Origin of the sequence: Anaerovorax odorimutans (assembly GCF_024459955.1) — a bacterium.
Classification (GTDB): domain Bacteria; phylum Bacillota; class Clostridia; order Peptostreptococcales; family Anaerovoracaceae; genus Hominibacterium; species Hominibacterium odorimutans_A.
Window position 1 is genome coordinate 1 of sequence record NZ_JANFXK010000160.1, and the last position, 258, is coordinate 258.

1 protein-coding gene is annotated in these 258 nt (G+C 33.7%); it reads left to right on the top strand.

Going from position 1 to position 258, the window contains the following annotated elements; all coding sequences use genetic code 11:
• Positions 1-95: 95 nt before the first annotated feature.
• Positions 96-258: SMEK domain-containing protein (locus NE619_RS19405; protein ID WP_256133899.1), on the top strand; the 163-nt coding region annotated here is incomplete at its 3' end.

Genomic DNA, 258 nt, shown 5'->3' on the forward strand with positions numbered 1-258 from the left:
CTATATACCATAGTTTTCTGGAAAAATCAATAGTAATTTAGAAAAAAGTGTGGTAGAATGAAGCAAGCAACAAATGAGGAGAGTGAAAGAGCATGATGAACAAAGAGGTTTATTTGAAAAATGTGGCTGAGAGTCTGGCCTTATTAAGTCGGGAAGTGTCTATCTTGAATGCGGTAAATCTCTATGATATTAACATCGTTGCAGAAGATTTCTTTCCCGGATTATTGAATCTTATCTATGGATATGAATTGAAAAATG